This is a genomic window from Pedobacter sp. 01N310 (assembly GCF_056399805.1).
Map to the genome: position 1 here is coordinate 396,267 of NZ_JBFTSB010000001.1, position 14,630 is coordinate 410,896.

The 14,630-nt window shown below is 40.3% G+C and carries 10 protein-coding genes, 3 tRNA genes and 1 riboswitch; of the genes, 9 read left to right on the top strand and 4 right to left on the bottom strand.

Annotated features, from left to right (window positions below; all coding sequences use genetic code 11):
* Positions 1 to 135: 135 nt before the first annotated feature.
* The 5 genes from AC1DNH_RS01335 (at position 136) to AC1DNH_RS01355 (ending at position 3,944) form a co-directional block, all read left to right on the top strand.
* Positions 136 to 2,142 carry an HD family phosphohydrolase gene (locus tag AC1DNH_RS01335; protein ID WP_157280269.1) on the top strand — a complete coding sequence of 669 codons (2,007 nt, stop codon included), beginning with the start codon at positions 136 to 138 and terminating at the stop codon, positions 2,140 to 2,142.
* An 82-nt stretch (positions 2,143 to 2,224) separates the two neighbouring features.
* Positions 2,225 to 2,311: transfer RNA gene (locus AC1DNH_RS01340), tRNA-Ser, on the top strand.
* A 100-nt stretch (positions 2,312 to 2,411) separates the two neighbouring features.
* A tRNA-Pro gene (locus AC1DNH_RS01345) sits at positions 2,412 to 2,485 on the top strand.
* A 50-nt stretch (positions 2,486 to 2,535) separates the two neighbouring features.
* Positions 2,536 to 2,609, top strand: a tRNA-Pro gene (locus AC1DNH_RS01350).
* 255 nt (positions 2,610 to 2,864) lie between these two features.
* Positions 2,865 to 3,944 carry a sensor histidine kinase gene (locus AC1DNH_RS01355; RefSeq protein WP_477583221.1) on the top strand — a complete coding sequence of 360 codons (1,080 nt, stop codon included), beginning with the start codon at positions 2,865 to 2,867 and terminating at the stop codon, positions 3,942 to 3,944.
* Between the two features lie 96 nt (positions 3,945 to 4,040).
* Here AC1DNH_RS01355 and AC1DNH_RS01360 read toward each other — a convergent pair whose 3' ends face one another.
* Both AC1DNH_RS01360 and AC1DNH_RS01365 read right to left on the bottom strand, forming a co-directional pair.
* The gene (locus AC1DNH_RS01360) at positions 4,041 to 4,346 is read right to left on the bottom strand and encodes a hypothetical protein (protein ID WP_477583223.1); all 306 of its coding nucleotides are present in this window, start codon (positions 4,344 to 4,346) and stop codon (positions 4,041 to 4,043) included.
* A gap of 79 nt (positions 4,347 to 4,425) precedes the next feature.
* Entirely contained in the window at positions 4,426 to 5,196 is a 771-nt protein-coding gene (locus tag AC1DNH_RS01365) for a TlpA family protein disulfide reductase (RefSeq protein ID WP_477608703.1), read from the bottom strand.
* Between the two features lie 356 nt (positions 5,197 to 5,552).
* Between AC1DNH_RS01365 and AC1DNH_RS01370 the strand changes: the two genes are divergently transcribed.
* Both AC1DNH_RS01370 and AC1DNH_RS01375 read left to right on the top strand, forming a co-directional pair.
* Complete coding sequence (locus tag AC1DNH_RS01370; RefSeq protein ID WP_477608705.1) at positions 5,553 to 6,098, top strand: putative glycolipid-binding domain-containing protein; 546 nt, start codon at positions 5,553 to 5,555, stop codon at positions 6,096 to 6,098.
* Positions 6,099 to 6,368: 270 nt separating this feature from the next.
* Complete coding sequence (locus tag AC1DNH_RS01375) at positions 6,369 to 7,082, top strand: DUF92 domain-containing protein (RefSeq protein ID WP_477584844.1); 714 nt, start codon at positions 6,369 to 6,371, stop codon at positions 7,080 to 7,082.
* Between the two features lie 335 nt (positions 7,083 to 7,417).
* Here AC1DNH_RS01375 and AC1DNH_RS01380 read toward each other — a convergent pair whose 3' ends face one another.
* Complete coding sequence (locus tag AC1DNH_RS01380) at positions 7,418 to 8,557, bottom strand: MFS transporter (protein WP_477584843.1); 1,140 nt, start codon at positions 8,555 to 8,557, stop codon at positions 7,418 to 7,420.
* A 59-nt stretch (positions 8,558 to 8,616) separates the two neighbouring features.
* Positions 8,617 to 8,892, bottom strand: a complete 276-nt coding sequence (locus AC1DNH_RS01385; protein ID WP_477625092.1) for an ArsR/SmtB family transcription factor — start codon at positions 8,890 to 8,892, stop codon at positions 8,617 to 8,619.
* 303 nt (positions 8,893 to 9,195) lie between these two features.
* Positions 9,196 to 9,300: riboswitch (SAM riboswitch) on the top strand.
* Between the two features lie 79 nt (positions 9,301 to 9,379).
* Between AC1DNH_RS01385 and AC1DNH_RS01390 the strand changes: the two genes are divergently transcribed.
* A complete protein-coding gene (locus AC1DNH_RS01390; protein ID WP_477625093.1) occupies positions 9,380 to 11,602 on the top strand; it encodes a transferrin receptor-like dimerization domain-containing protein in 2,223 nt (740 codons plus the stop codon).
* Positions 11,603 to 11,617: 15 nt separating this feature from the next.
* Positions 11,618 to 14,629, top strand: coding sequence for a SusC/RagA family TonB-linked outer membrane protein (locus AC1DNH_RS01395; RefSeq protein ID WP_477625094.1), 3,012 nt, complete (start codon positions 11,618 to 11,620; stop codon positions 14,627 to 14,629).
* Position 14,630: the final 1 nt, after the last annotated feature.

Below are 14,630 nucleotides of genomic sequence, written 5' to 3' on the forward strand. Positions count from 1 at the left end.
AAAACCTGTAAAATGTATATTAGATAAAAATGCTATTTTTGACAATACAATAATTACATCGTTTTGGCTAAAATCAAGAGAAATTCACACAAAATCCTTTACCGGAAGTATTCATCAAACCTAAAATATGTGATGATGATATTTACCGTTTTCATTATTACGTTATTCCTGCCCAAGCAGCCCCGGTTTAGGTATGAGTTTGAAAAAAATGCAGTATGGAAAAACAAGGACCTGATTTCTCCCTTCAGTTTTGCTATTTTAAAAACCAACCCACAGGTTAGTGCCGATAAAAAGAATGCGCTAAAAGATATTTTGCCTGTTTATCAATTCGATAGGGGCATTACGGCAAATGCTTTGGAAGAGTTTGCCAATGAGTTTGATGTGAAATGGAAATCTAAGCAACTTAACGAAAAAGACAAGGACGTATATAAAAGCGCTTCCTATAAATTGCTGCAGAACATTTACGAGAAAGGGATTATTGGTTTAAATGTAAAACATCAGGCAGGAGGGAAGAACTATGACTTTTCTTTACTTGAAAACAATGTTGCCCAGGAAAAGAATACACAGGATGTTTTTACTGCAGAATCGGCCTTGAAGTTTTTTAAAGATAATTTTAAAGCCCCCAATCAGGTTATGGGCGATCTGGTTGCAAACCTCGCCATTGATCATATTACCCCGAACATTGTATTTGATGAGCGGCTAACCCAAACCATACAGGACAATACGGTTAACAATATCTCTACTACCAAGGGTATGGTGCAAAAGGGAGAGCTTATTGTAGCGAAGAATGATGTTATTGATGAAGAAATTTATCAGAAACTGGAATCTTATAAAGCAACTTACGATGCACAAAGCAAAACAATAGGGAGCAGGGCATTGGTTTATTTGGGGCAGGTAATATTGGTTGGTTTTATACTTGCCATTTTAATGTCGTTCCTTTTTCTTTTCCGGAAGGATATTTTTGCCGATAACCGCCAGCTTTCCTTAATCCTGATTGTTACCACGGGGATGTTATTGGCATTAACCTGGGCCATTAAAATGGAAATCCCAAGTTTGTACTACATTCCGTTCTGTGTGGTGCCCATTATCATTAGGATCCTGTTCGATACCCGTTTGGCGCTTTACCTCCATATGCTGGTAATTTTAATTGCTGGTTTTTTTGTGGCCAATAGTTTCGAGTTTGTGTTTTATCAGGTTACTGCGGGCATGGTTGCCATATTTAGTATAAAAAACTTTGTTAAGCGCGAAAGATTCCTGGTTTCGGCCTTATTTATTCTTTTGGCTTATTTTGTTTCTTTTATAGGTATTGCCCTGCTTCGTGAAGGATCTTTCCGCGAAATAGAATGGATGAATTTTATTCCTTTTGTTTTTAGTGTACTTTTATCTCTTTTAGCTTACCCCTTAATTTATCTGTTTGAACGTATTTTTGGTATCACATCTGATGTAGCCTTAATTGAGCTCACCAATACTAATAATAAACTCTTAAGGGAACTTGCCTTTAAAGCGCCTGGAACGTTTCAGCACTCTTTACAGGTGGCAAACCTTGCAGAGGCCGCGATATTTAAAATAGGGGGCAATTCGGTGCTGGTAAGGGCAGGTGCTTTATATCATGATATTGGTAAAGTAGACAATCCACAATATTTTATCGAGAATCAGAATACCGCTGTTAGTCCGCACGATAAACTGCCATATGAGCAAAGTGCGCAGATTATTATTCAGCATGTGCATAAAGGAATTGAGATTTTAAGGAAGAACCAGATTCCTGAAGCGATTATCGATTTTATCAGAACACACCACGGCAATACCCGGGTTGATTATTTTTATCAGTCTTTTTTGAAAAATACACCTGAAAAATTTGTCGACGAAAACATTTTTCGCTACCCCGGACCAATACCTTTTAGCAAAGAAACTGGTGTGCTAATGCTCGCAGATTCGGTCGAAGCTGCCTCAAGAAGTCTGAAAAATCCCGATGCTCAGAATATAAATGACATCGTTGAAAGGATAATTAACTACAAATTAGAGCAAAATCAGTTAGATGATTGCGATTTAACGTTAAAAGATATTGAGACTATCAAATTGATATTCAAGACGATGCTTATGAGTATCTATCATGTGCGTATAGATTATCAACAAATTTTGTAATTTTTTTTTGTTGGATAACTTGTTTTACTATATTTGCAGACCTCAAAACAACGCCGGTAGGGCGGAAAATAGAGGTCGAAAAGGAGAGGTGCCTGAGTGGCCGAAAGGAACAGTTTGCTAAACTGTCGTACTGGTAACGGTACCGCGGGTTCGAATCCCGCCCTCTCCGCAGAAAATAAAAATTTGCAAAAATAAATGGAATTATCAATTTAAAACCGTTTCTTTGCAATCCCTTCGAAAAAGGGAAATAAAAAAGAAGATACCAAGTTCGGGATGTAGCGTAGCCCGGTATCGCGCCTGCTTTGGGAGCAGGAGGTCGTAGGTTCGAATCCTGCCATCCCGACAAAAAGTTGATCCACTTTTAAAACAGGATTAAAAGATCGATACCAAGTTCGGGATGTAGCGTAGCCCGGTATCGCGCCTGCTTTGGGAGCAGGAGGTCGTAGGTTCGAATCCTGCCATCCCGACGAAAACAGGATGTATAATCCATCAAAAACCCTCTAAATCAAGTGTTTAGAGGGTTTTGTTTTTTATTGGGTTGGAATGGGATAATGATACCAACCGTTTTTAACCCAAATCTGTACCCAAATTTTTTGCTGCCAAAAGAACTGACCAGGTTTGGTTCAGATTGGTGTATGGTAGGCTGTGTGATTGTGGCGATAGATATGCATTTATTGTCTATCTTGCAATGCCGATCCGGACTCACCCTGTAGGCCATACGCATGCAGAACAAAGCCGAGCAGATCAGCACGCTTATCAAACTTAATGAAGAACTGGAAAACTATTTCAGAAATACGATCATTCCCCAGCTGTTTGTCGATGCACATCTAATACTGAGAAAGTTCACGCCACCGGCCATGCGCCAGTTCAGCCTAAAACTCGCCGATGTGGGCAGACCTATCGCAGATATCAAAGAAAATTTTCGTTTTCCGACTATTATCGAGAATATTCAGCATGTTATCGACAGCGGGGAGATTCTGGAAAAGGAAATTCAGACCACAGACCTGCGTTGGTATCAGATGAACATTCTTCCGTATATCGTTCAGCGTGACAAGAAAACAAATGGCGTGATCATCACTTTTGTGGAGATCACCATGCGCATACGCGATTTAAAAGAACAGGAAAAACTGATTGCTGAGCATGAACTGCTTTTGGATACTATCTCGCATGATATAAAAACACCGCTCACCAGTCTGGCACTTACGATCGAGATGCTTAGAAAACTACCAGAGAAAGATATGGAACGGTTTCCAGTGCTTTTGGAAAAGGTGGAGAACAGCCTGACCAAAATGCAACAGATAATCCATGACTTAACCGATTCCCGTGAACAAGAGCACCGTTATAAAGCGGTGGAGGAACTGTTGGATTTTGAGCATATCCTGGAAGATATCAGGCTCACGCTTGCACCGCAGATAAATGAATCGTCTGCAAAGATAAAGACTGATATCGGTTTTTCAGAAATCTTATATATCCGCCGTAAACTGCGTAGCATAATCTATAACCTGGTCAATAATGCCATAAAATATAGGTCAAGCGAAAGGAATCCGGAAATTTTGATCAAAACCCATCAGGAAGGGGATTTTATGGTAATTGCCGTAAAAGACAACGGAATTGGGATTAGTGAAAATAACTTAACGGGTATTTTCGGGAAATACCAACGGATTTCCCAGTCCGGTGACGGCTCAGGGATCGGGCTTTACCTGGTTAAGGAAATTGTAGGTGCTTCTGGTGGAAGGATTACCGTTGATAGTAAATTGGGAGAAGGTTCAATATTTACTGTTTATCTGAAAATTAAAGGTTAATCTTTTGTCAGGCGCCATTATTCTTTGGGTGTTAGCCATATTCTAATCACTTACTGGGCCGCCTACCTTTATCCTTCTTAAACAATATTAAGACAGCTATTGCGGTGGTGCTTCCAGCTCATCATCGCTGTCAAGTTCAATATTTTGAAGTTCTTCCAAATGAGCCGTGCCAGGATGCACAAGTTCGATCTGTTCTGCTAACATATGCAGGATCTCCAGCTCAATAGCTGCCGGGTTCTGGCATACATGCAAAAAATCCCGGCTGTCGGGCTCCAGACTGGCCACAAATTTCCCGTCCTGGTAGATTTTGTATTTACAGCCACCAGTAACGTGATGCGGGTGCTGTTCAACCTGGAAATGGCACTTATGATTGGGACTAAGGGTTACGGTAAAGTTGTCCATAAGGGTTTCATGTTTTATATATAACAATCCCAGGGTAACGCTTGTTTTTAAAAGGGAAGGGGTTTCTATTATTTCATAGCTAAAGAGTTTTCAACAGCTTATCAACCTCAGCATATTGTAGCGTAAATTTCCTGATCTTTCCATCCCTGCCAATAATCAAATGTGAAGGGAATACCCTGGTGCCGATAGAATCAACCATATAATGATCGGCGTTTGCTACAGTTTGATATTTGAATGTTACCTTATTAAGGAATTTCTTTAATGGTTCGACTTTGTTAGATGCAAGACTAACAAAAAGAATGTCCTTACGATCCTGGTATCGATCAACGATTTTGTTCACTTCAGGCATTTCTTGTACACAGGCAATACAGCCTATAAACCAGAATTTCATTACCAAAATTTTTCCCTTGGTATTTTGGTTGTTGTATCTATGGCCTGTTAAATCTACAAATTCAAACTTTGGTGCAGGCTTGCCTACAAGCGAAAGTTGAAAAAGCCCCTGACGGGCCTGGTCTATCAGATAATATTTTGGCGAGTCCTCAATAAGCACATTAATTTTGTACAGTTGGTATAAGTTTCTACCTGCTCCTGTTTTTAACTTTAAGGGTAAGTACCGCCCGGATAGCACCTCGCTCAGAAACGTTTGTTTATCCATAGCTTTTCCTTCCGTATCGAAAGCACTATAATCAGAATCGAAGTTGACGTATTGTGTGATATAGTTTGAGAGCTGGTCACGGCCTTGAAGAATATTTGTGGGCTGAACCAATGGGGTCAACTCTTTTTCACTATTACATCCCAGAAATGTAATTATCAACAGGATACAAAAAATAAACTTCGGAAATGTTGTCATATTAATGGATTATTTGAAGATACTTATTTTATTGTCAAGGCGGCGTACTTTTGTAAAAGCCTTTTTAAGTGTGCTTTCTTCAGCGATAACGTCAAAGAGGCTTTGACGTTCTTGCTCTTTTTTGTGGCTAGTAATTATTTTCAATCAATAGCCTAGATAATATTATTTAAAAGCGATTTCAACATAATTATTAGCGGGAAACTTGAGCTGCCATCAAAAAGTGAAGAGAACTATTTTTCTAGAAATACGCAGTTAAATCTCTAAATAAAATAATTTTCCAGTTTTCGCCTTATTGGACCGTGAATTAAGCTGCTTAAAACCAAGTCGGCATTAAGATTGTTTAATTTCAAATCATAATGGAGAGAAACATAACATGGGAAGGCTTGGAATACAGGTCCCTGGAAAATTGTACCTTAACGGAAACAGATAATGGTGTCGCAGTTACATCGATTATTACATGCCAGGTTAATAACCAGGCGACTAAAATCTTATATAAAATTCTTACGGATACGTTGTGGGAAACCTATTTCGTTGAAATAAATGTCATATTGGGCGGAAATGAAAAAACACTTCTTCTAGAAAAGAAAGGTGATCATTGGCTGGTCAACAATAAGATTGATCATCGATTTGATGGTTGTGTCGATATTGATATTTCATTAACACCTTTTACCAATACATTGCCGATAAGAAGGTTGGTTTTTATTGGGCAATTGAGCAATAGGATCGAGGTGATATACATAGACATTATTGCTGATCTGATAATACCTGTAAGGCAGTATTATACTAAAATATCAAATTCGGTATACCTGTATGAAAACGAAAAATCGACATTTAAGGCCGAGCTAAAAACCGATCCGTATGGATTGGTAATTGAATACCCGAAACTATTCCGCGAAAAATAGCACCCGTTTATTCTGGTCGTTTAAATTCATTTCGGGCTCCTTCTTGATTTCAATCTCTGCATGGATAATCAGCAGTAAGATTGGGTATTTCAGGGAAAATGGCTGCTCGTTTTCTTATCAAACCGAAGTACAACTAACCGTTACTTTTATCGATCTCTTTGGTAACCCAAGACTTGTGACCACGGTCGATTTTGACGTTTTTGGTAGTTCGTAACAGCACAAATATTTCCATGTGCTTTTTCGTGAATATATTTCAAATATATTTGTGATATGTTCAATAGCGGCATCTTTTTGCCTATCATCATTATTTTAGGCATGGCCTACAGTATCTTGGCAAAAAAACTGACGGTTCTGGCCGCTTTTACGGGCGGGGTACTGGCATGCCTTATTTTTACCGCTGCAGGTTACTTCGGGCTTGCGATGATGACCATGTTTTTTATCCTCGGTTCTGCTGCCACCTCCTTGGAGCGGCACAGAAAGCAGGCTTTTGCCACTAAGGATGAAGAAAAAAAAGGCCGTAATGCAATGCAGGTACTGGCCAATGCCGGGGCTGCGGCCATTGCAGCTATAGTTACCCTGTCTTATCCCCGGCTGGCTTATTTGATGCTTCCGGCAATGGCGGCAGCCTTTGCCTCGGCTACAGCGGATACCCTGTCCTCCGAGCTGGGGATGCTTTATGGAAGACGGTTTTTTAATGTTATTTCCTTTAAGCCCGACCGCTGCGGAATGGACGGGGTGATCAGTCTGGAAGGGACCCTGATCGGTATAGCAGGTAGCTGTATTATTGCTGGCATTTATGCGCTAGGATGGGGATGGAGTATCAGCTTTTTCTTTATTGTTCTTGCAGGTACGTTGGGTAACCTTACTGATTCCATATTAGGGGCTGTGCTGGAGCGGAGGGGGTTGATCGGGAATGATGTGGTCAATTTTTTGAATACATTGACAGCAGCGATTGTAATTGTGTTGTTGGAGATTTTTCTTTAAGTCTGGGTTTATTTATTCCCATTACACCTTAAGCCATTCGGCACAAGCAAAAATAATTTAACCACAGATAGAAAGGATGCACACAGATATGAAAATCCGTGTTATCTGGGTGCATCTATGGTTAAAAACGCTTAACTTAACGAACATTGGGCATGGGAGACACTCGGTAAAATTTTTAATTGAGTTGGGGTTTTTTAGTTAAAGTTCGTTAACGCTCTTGAAAGTAATCAGCCAAAAGGACTATATTTATCACTATAAAATCTTGGATTGTCCTGTAAGATCATTGATAATGCTGAGCATGTACTCAGTTTTAATATTTTAAGATTGATAAATTATTAATTAACCAATGCTTTCTTTCTTGAGTTTACAAAACTCAATAAGTAAGCCAGTAACAGAAGAGGCACTGCCATCCAGATTATTTCGTGGACACCAAACTTCGCGATTACAATGCCGCCTAAGAATGCGCCTAATGAAATACCGATATTATAGCAAGATGTTAAAAGACTGTTTACAAATTCCAATGCATTATGGGGAACGGATTGAGTGGTTCGAATGTTGGGCACTAAAAATCCACCTGTATGGATCATGCCCCATAAGGAAACAATAATTACCATAGGGATAAAAATTGTTCCAAAATAATAAGCCAATATTTGCACAGCTATCAAAAGAATAAAAAAGAACCGGCTGGTTAAGATTACATTTTTACCGAGTGCAATGCCCATTAACCAGTTACCAAGAATCCCCATTCCACCAAATAGGAGCAGCATAATGCTAATTTGAGCGCCGTTCATATTCGAAATGTTTTCAAGGTACGCGGCAAGGTAGCTATAGCTCGAGAACATGGCTGCAAGTGTAAGTACGGTGGAAACCAGGTTTAGCCAAAGCTTGGTATCCTTTAAAACATACAACTGGCTTTCAGCAGATTTTTCGCTGTTGCCCGGCATAGATGGCACAACAAATAGCAGGCCTAAAAAGGCAATTAAACTGATAATACTGGTTAAGAAAAAAGATGCCTGCCAGTTATGAAAGTAATCAGCAGCATAGGTAGTTAAGGGTACACCCAAAACCGTAGCGATGCTGAGCCCAGTCATGACGACCGATACTGCTTTGGCTCCGCCTTGTTTGAACGCTACTGCTAGCGAAATATTCCAGAACAGCGGGTGGAAGAAGGCAGGCAAAATCCTCGCGATCATCAAAATGGTAAAGCTAGGGGAAAAAGCTGAAAGCAGGTTTGAGAGTATAAAAACACCCAAAACAAGGCATAATAAGAACTTGCGATTGATCTTAGAAGTAAGGGCAGTTATAAATGGAGACGATACGGCAACTGTTATAGCAAAGGCACTTAATAACCACCCGGCTGTATCCACAGAAACGCCAAACTCCCTGCTGATCGTTGGCAAGATGCCGATAACGCCAAATTCGGTAGTGATAATGCCAAAGGCACCTAATGCCAGTATATATATAGACTTATTCATATATTCAAATATTTCGATGTGTATAGGTAATTTGTTTCTAATTTCATGTGTAAGTGCCCTTAATCCTTTAACGAATTTAGGCAGGCGATGTACTCATTGAGCACTTTCTCGTTCAGCAGGTATTTGAAATTACGTCCTTCTTTTTGAGGCAACAACAGGTCTRCATCAACCAGTTGCTTTAAATGGTGGGAAACGGAAGGTTGTGTCAGGTCTAAAAGATCATTTACTTCTGCACAATAGAGGCAATCTTTCTTTTTTTTAAATTCCTGTAAAATGGCTATCCTGTTGGTATCACTTAGTGCCCGGGATATCTTTTCTATCTTTTTGTTATCCATTTTTCTTGCTTTGCTCCAAATTAACAAGGGGTAAAGCCTTGGCAAAGGTAAATTTTAATATTGATATATAGAAATGTATCTATGTTTATTGATTGTTTTAGGATAAAGATTTTTAGTCATCAGGGAGATCCCAGTAAGAAGTGGCAAAATCCAAGATCTGGTTTGCATATATCCCTTTAGCAAGATCGAAAAAAAACAAAGGCAGTCAGTTTTAAAAAGACTGTCAACCGCGTTATTTAAATAAATAATATAAATCCTATAGGAATACTAGATTATTATTTTTAGCTTTGCATCATTATATAATACTTATCCAGAAAGACTGAGGGAAGGGCCCTATGACGTCTGAGCAACCTATACACTTGTAAAAGGTGCTAATTCCTTTCTGCCCAAGGGTGGAGAAGATAAGTTGGTTATGCATCCGCATGCTAATTGATTTTGAGGTCGCTCAAAGTTTTTCTGGTAAAAGAACTCCTAAAAAAATCAGAAAATGAAGAAAACTTTTACACTTTTTACGGCTATTCAATTGCTCTGGCTTCCTTTATTGGCGCAGAATAGGCTGAGTGGATTTAAAACCCAAAATATTCCGATACAGCGTGTTATTGAGCAGAAATTTGATGCCGGGCTTAATAAAGAAAATATAGGGGCTACCATAAAAGAACTTTCTGCCAACCCTCACCACTTGGGTGCTAAAGGAAGTAAAACAGTAGCAGAATCTGTATTGAAAAAGTTTAGAAGTTATGGCTGGGACGCAAAAATAGAGACTTATTATGTTTTGTTTCCAACGCCTAAAGCCCGTTCGGTAGAACTTTTAGGGAGCAACAAATACAGTGCCTCGCTTGAAGAAAAGGCTATTAAGGAAGATTTAGCAACCGCACAGCAAGGGCAATTGCCTCCTTACAATGCCTGGAGTGCCGATGGTGATGTTAGTGCAGGTCTTGTTTTTGTAAATTACGGTCTACCAGCTGATTATGAAAAGTTGGTGCGTTTAGGTATCAGCGTAAAAGGCAAGATTGTTATTGCAAAATATGGCAGATCGTGGCGGGGCACTAAACCTAAGATAGCCTACGAACATGGTGCGGTGGGCTGTATCATTTATTCGGACCCAAAAGATGACGGCTTTGTGAAAGGAGATGTATATCCGCAAGGCGCCTACAAGCCAGAATTTGCTGTTCAACGGGGATCGGTAATGGATATGGTAATTTATCCCGGTGATCCATTAACACCCGGAATCGGTTCTACCAAGAATGCCAAAAGGTTGGAGCGGGCAGATGCCAAAACGATTCTTAAAATTCCGGTTCAGCCCATTAGTTATCACGATGCTTTGCCATTGCTTGCTGCACTTAAAGGTGAGGTGGTACCTACCGATTGGAGCGGTGGCTTGCCCGTTACCTATCACATTGGCGATGGAAGTACCGTGGTCCGTTTAAACCTGGCTTTTAACTGGGATATTGTGCCAGCATACAATGTTGTAGCAAAACTTGAGGGAAGTAAATTTAAAAATCAGTGGATTATACGTGGTAATCATCACGATGCCTGGGTAAATGGCGCTGCAGATCCGGTAAGTGGGCTGGCCTCCCTTTTGGAAGAAGCAAAATCTATCGGAAAATTGGCAAAGGCAGGTATAAAACCTAAACGAACACTTGTTTATATTGCCTGGGATGGAGAAGAACAATCGCTTTTAGGTTCAACAGAATGGGTAGAAGACCATGCAGACGAGTTAAACAGTAAAGCGGTTGCCTACATCAATTCGGATGGCAATGGCCGTGGCTTTTTGGAAGCTGGCGGTTCCCATGCTTTAGAAAATTTTGTTTCAGAAATTTCGAAAGATGTAAAAGACCCTCAGGTTGGTTCTAATATTTTTGAGCGGTGGAAAGCCAATAAAACCATTTCTACAGCCTCGCTTACCGACCGTAAGAAAATACAAGATAGCCAAACACTCGATCTGGGCGCGCTCGGCACAGGATCAGATTATTCAGCGTTTTTGCAGCACCTCGGCATCCCTACTTTAAGCCTTGGTTTTGGCGGGGAAGATGAAGGAGGAGAGTACCATACCAATTTCGATACTTACGACAACTTTGTGAAGTTTAAAGATCCAGGTTTTGAATACGGATTGGCCTTATCGCAAACGGCTGGCCGGGCGGTATTACGTTTGGCCAATGCAGATGTACTTCCATTTAATTTTTCTAATCTTCAGGCTAAAATAGCGACTTATGTTACTGAAGTAAACGCTTTGGCAAAACAGCTTAGGGAAGGTGCTCAAAGCCAGAATAAGCTCGTTTTAAGTGGTGCTTATCAGCTCGCCAACGATCCTAAAGAAAACTTGAAAAATCCTCCTGTACAGGTTGAATTACCAGAGTTTGATTTTAAAGCACTGAACTTAGCAGTAGATAGTTTAAAAACTGCATCATCAAAACTTGATCAGATCGTATCTGCTGCACTCGCTTCGGATACTAAAACTGATCAACTCAATACCTTACTTTTTCAGGCTGAAAAACAATTGCTTCTACAAGCAGGTTTACCTGGGCGTCCGTGGTATAGGCATAGCATTTATGCCCCTGGTCTGTACACCGGCTATGGCGTTAAAACCCTTCCCGGTGTGAGAGAAGCCATTGAGCAGTACCATACAAAAGATGTACAGGTACAAATTCTCGTGTTAACAACTTCAATCTCAAAACTCACTCAATTTCTCAACCAGACCAATCATCCTTAATTATAATCCATAAAAATGAAACTATTTTTTACCCATTTAATAGTCTGCTTTGTTTTGCTTAGCAGTTTGCAGGCTTTTGCTCAAAATACCATTCGCGGTAAGATCACCGACAGTAAAGATAAGCAAGCACTTATTGGCGCTACCATAAAATTAAAAGGTACCAAAATCGGCACCAGCACCAATGGTAAAGGAGAATTTAATTTAAACTTATCTCAAAAAGCTGATAGTATCATCATCCATTTTCAGGGCTATTTAGAACAGGTTGTAGCTATCAATAACCGATCAGAAATTAATGTGGAATTGAAAGAAGATGTCCATCTTTTAGCTGATGTGGTGGTTACGGGCGTTGCAGAAGGTACCAGTCGCAAAAAGTTGACCTTTGCCCTAACAAAAGTGAATAACGATCAGATTAATACCGTTCCGGCTACAGATGCCTCTCAAACTTTAAGAGGAAAGGTTGCAGGGATCCAGATCAGTCAATCTTCTGGTAATTCGGGGGCAACGGTTTATCTGCGCGGCGCTAAATCGGTATCGGGCAATATTGCGCCGCTTTTGGTAGTGGATGGGTTTGTAACCGCATTAAACCTGTCTGACTTAAATCCGCAGGATATAGAATCGATTGAAGTGGTTAAAGGCGCAGCGGCTTCGGCCCTTTATGGTACCAGGGGTGAAGGCGGAATTATCCAGGTGCTCACCAAAAAAGGAAAAGGTACCGGAAAGGTGAATATTATTGTCGATAATGAATTTGGCTTAAGCAATGTGCAAAATACGCCGCCAACTTCTCAGTTTCATCATTTTAAGGTTAATTCCGATGGTTCATTCGTGCTTAACGGCAACGCCAGGACCATCGATGTACAAACTAACGGTTATTCCCTTAACCTTCACCCATACCCAAATGTATACGATAATGTGGCTAACATGTTAAACAACAATCCATATTTTACAAATTTTGTTTCGGCATCAACTGCGGGCGATAAATATACTTTGTATGCATCTTTTCAAAATCAATATAAAGGCGGAGTTGCAGAACCTGTGGGTGCCGATAAAAGACAAACAGCCTTGTTTAATTTTGGCTATAAACCGGATAAAAACTTAGAGATTAACCTAAGCCTGCAATACTTTAACAACAAAACGCCTTCTTCTTCCATATCATCAAGTGGTAGCGGCTCCTTGTTATATGCTACTTCACTATACGAACCTTTTATCAATCTTCAGGAACGCGATGCCTCAGGGAAATATGCCTTTAAACCCTATGGTTTTGATATACAGAACTTCAATGTGAACAATCCTTTTTACCAGTTGAGTTACCGTGAATATGAAAATAACAGCGATAATTTACTTGCTGGTATAAAAGTGAAATACCAGTTTACCGATAAGTTGAATGCGGAGGTATATACTTCCATACAGAATGAAAATTACAATGAAACGGATTACTACCCGATTGGCTTTCAGACGATTTCTGCCGACATTACCCGTAACAATGGTTATTATGGCGAACAGACATCAAAAACCACTTCCAAAAACGGTCAGGCCCAGCTAAACTATAATAATAAATTTAACGATTTCGACTTCGGGGCAACGTTAAAGGCGGTATACGAAGAAAACAGGATTACTTCATTATCTGGTTCTGGCTATAACCTGAGTGCACCTGTTAAAAGTTTAGCTGCGGCATCAGCTGATAGTAGAAGTATTGGCTCTACCTGGGAACAAACAGTTAACTACGGTTACTTTTTAAACCTGAAAGCAGCTTGGAAGGAAAAGATTTTTATAGATGTATTGGGCCGCCTGGATAACAGTTCGAGGTTTGGTGCTGATGTTGGAACAGCGTTTTTCCCAAGGGTATCTACTGCATATCGGTTAACAGAAGATGTGAAGTTGGGTATCATTAACGAATTAAAATTGAGGGTAGCCTATGGCAAGGCCGGAAGTTTGCCTCCATTTGGTGCTAAGGATAGTCAGGTTTCCTTATCCAGTTCTGGCGGCGTAAGCTATAATCAACGTGAAAATACAGATCTGAAAAGGGCTATTACCTCCGAACTCGAATTTGGTATTGACGCGCAGTTGTTTAAACGCATTAATGTTCAGGCCAATTATGCGTTTTCAAAAAGTATAAACGATTTTATCCTGGTGCCGGCTTTTCCTCCAACTACAGGTTCGGCAAGGATTTATGGGAATTTGGGTGCAGTAAAATCGAATTCGCTCGAGCTCGAAATTAACGGCAACGTAGTTACCAAAAATGCCTTTACCTGGAACACCGGAATTACCTTTAGCAGAATTAGAAGTAAAATAACCTCATTGGGTGATGTACCAGAGTTTACCGATGGCGATTTTAGAAAAGCACCTGGAGTAAGCCCTTTTGCCTTTTATGGTTATAGTGTGCTCACTGGTCTCGATCAATTGGAAACCAATGCGCAGGGGCTGGTTACCAATGCAGCAGGTGGAATTTACAAGCTGAGCGATTTTGCTGTTAACCAATTGGGGTTTGTGGTTTTGAAAAGCCAGCAAGGTACGGCAGCTGAAACACCATTGTTGTACCAAAATGCAGCTACTGGTAATTCGAAAATTATTGGAGATGCACAGCCCGATTTTATTGTCGGTTTTTCAAATACTTTCAATATCGGCCCTTTATCGCTATATGCGGTGTTGGATTGGAAAAAAGGTGGCCAGAAATATAATGAAACCCAACAGTATCTTACTTATCAATACCGTTCCCCATTTTCTGATCAGGCGGCGCAGGCAGGTTTGCCACTTGCCTTTACTACAGCGGTTTTTAATGCCCAGCAAACCACCGATTACTGGTTGCAGAACAGCAGCTACGTATCGCTAAGAGAAGTTTCGTTAAGCTACAAACTGCCGCTAAAAGCTATTGGGATAAACCGGGTACTAAGTAATGCCAGACTTGCATTAGTTGGCCGTAACCTATACACCTGGACATCCTTTACCGGAGTAACGCCAGAAGGCAATCAGGATTTTTACGATTATCCAACCTACCGCATTTACAGCGCAAAACTTACGCTAAACTTTTAAC

What these genes read in the sequence shown, in the direction of transcription:
- AC1DNH_RS01335 (WP_157280269.1), top strand. Translation starts at nt 136, where the DNA reads ATGATATTTACCGTTTTCATTATTACGTTATTCCTGCCCAAGCAGCCC.
- AC1DNH_RS01355 (WP_477583221.1), top strand. Translation starts at nt 2,865, where the DNA reads ATGCAGAACAAAGCCGAGCAGATCAGCACGCTTATCAAACTTAATGAA.
- AC1DNH_RS01360 (WP_477583223.1), bottom strand. Translation starts at nt 4,346, where the DNA reads ATGGACAACTTTACCGTAACCCTTAGTCCCAATCATAAGTGCCATTTC.
- AC1DNH_RS01365 (WP_477608703.1), bottom strand. Translation starts at nt 5,196, where the DNA reads ATGACAACATTTCCGAAGTTTATTTTTTGTATCCTGTTGATAATTACA.
- AC1DNH_RS01370 (WP_477608705.1), top strand. Translation starts at nt 5,553, where the DNA reads ATGGAGAGAAACATAACATGGGAAGGCTTGGAATACAGGTCCCTGGAA.
- AC1DNH_RS01375 (WP_477584844.1), top strand. Translation starts at nt 6,369, where the DNA reads ATGTTCAATAGCGGCATCTTTTTGCCTATCATCATTATTTTAGGCATG.
- AC1DNH_RS01380 (WP_477584843.1), bottom strand. Translation starts at nt 8,557, where the DNA reads ATGAATAAGTCTATATATATACTGGCATTAGGTGCCTTTGGCATTATC.
- AC1DNH_RS01390 (WP_477625093.1), top strand. Translation starts at nt 9,380, where the DNA reads ATGAAGAAAACTTTTACACTTTTTACGGCTATTCAATTGCTCTGGCTT.
- AC1DNH_RS01395 (WP_477625094.1), top strand. Translation starts at nt 11,618, where the DNA reads ATGAAACTATTTTTTACCCATTTAATAGTCTGCTTTGTTTTGCTTAGC.